Below are 1,451 nucleotides of genomic sequence, written 5' to 3' on the forward strand. Positions count from 1 at the left end.
CCTTCCACCGCCAATTACGCCACCGCACGTGGTCATCATGTAGTTCGAGGTAGAAGGCGTAGCAGTGGTTCAGCGGGAGAACGCCCAGCAGGCCTATACCTAAAACACCAATCAGAAGAGCGGCAATCGCTTCAGTACGCTGAGACGCATATTCGGGAGCGGTCAGAAGACCATAAGAAGCTATGAATGCTGGCCATGCAACAAACCCGAGAATAGTTACAAGCCAGAAGAAGATAAACGCTGCGATAGGCCTCTTCTGCCTCTTATTCAGCGTGGGTTTGCCGAGCTTAATGCGGATACCCGGTACCAGGGCGACGAGAAGCCCTCCGAGGGCTCCGTCTTCAACAGCGCTCAACGTTATTCTCCTTTCCCTTTCTCCGCTACAGATGACTCAGCTTTCAAATCCTTATCATTCCACACCAAAAAACCCGGGCGGCTTTTATAGATATCGTATGCATCCTTAAGGTGGTACTTCTTATTCACATGGTTAGTCACAGACTTTTGTGCTTCCTGGTCAAAATATTTTTGGAAGCTCTTAGTCCGAGACTTACTATTCAAATAAGTTCCATACGTATAAGGACGAGTACCCATTTGTTTCAGAGTGCTCGGGGCCCCAACATCACCTGTAGGGGCATTCTTCGCATAATCCTTACTCTTCTTGGTTGCCGTCGTCACGCCCTTCCATACAAGGTCTTCGACACGCACTTCCTTACCGGTACCCCAGGATTCAAAGGCGCTCTGTCCCATCGATGAAACAGTATCAGCCGATACGCTAATACTCTTACGAATCCCCTTTTCGCTAACGCCAGGAATGTACTTAGAGGCAAGCTGCGATACCTTAGTTTTCGACAAAGAACCCGATACCGGGCTAATCATACTATTCAGACCACCAAAAGCCATACCAGAAGCAACCTTAAACGCATGTTCCTGCGGCGAGTACTTATGCTTTCCACCGGTTAGAACACTCAAAACCGCGTCCTTAGTACCATCAATAGCGCTACTCACGCCGCTTTTAGCGCCTTCCACGGTCATACGCACCTTGGTGGCCTGCCATACACGTGCCGGAGTAGATGCCATTAGCTTACCGGTGCCGTTAGCGGGTCCAGTGAACATTTTGGACATAGGACCACTCACCCACTTGCCCATACCAGCGGAGATGCCGCCGAAGAGAGCACCAACTCCAGCAGATATACCGACATTCATCCAATTAACTTCTCCAGTATTGGGGTCTTTATTCTCATCGATAGCATTAGCTGCTGCTAACGTGCCACCGGCGATAGCGCCCAGTGCAATAAGAAGTGTTCCACCCGTTACAAAAATGGCAGCGGCAGAAGCTACTACACCAACTACAGTAAGTGCGCCCTTAATAATGTTTGTTACTGTATCCCGAATACGCTCCTCACGGAACTTATTGAAATCCTCCACCGACACCGGCGACAAACCCCACGGAT

Annotated in this window: 1 protein-coding gene and 1 pseudogene; both read right to left on the minus strand. The window is 49.8% G+C overall.

Translation table 11 applies throughout. From position 1 onward, the window contains the following. Positions 1–355: pseudogene (locus tag HMPREF2879_RS06305) on the minus strand (ECF transporter S component); the annotation flags it as partial. 2 nt (positions 356–357) lie between these two features. Further along, a partial coding sequence (locus HMPREF2879_RS09430) for a hypothetical protein (protein ID WP_210399395.1) occupies positions 358–1,451 on the minus strand: 1,094 nt, incomplete at its 5' end.

The organism is Rothia sp. HMSC069C04, from assembly GCF_001812895.1.
GTDB lineage: Bacteria > Actinomycetota > Actinomycetes > Actinomycetales > Micrococcaceae > Rothia.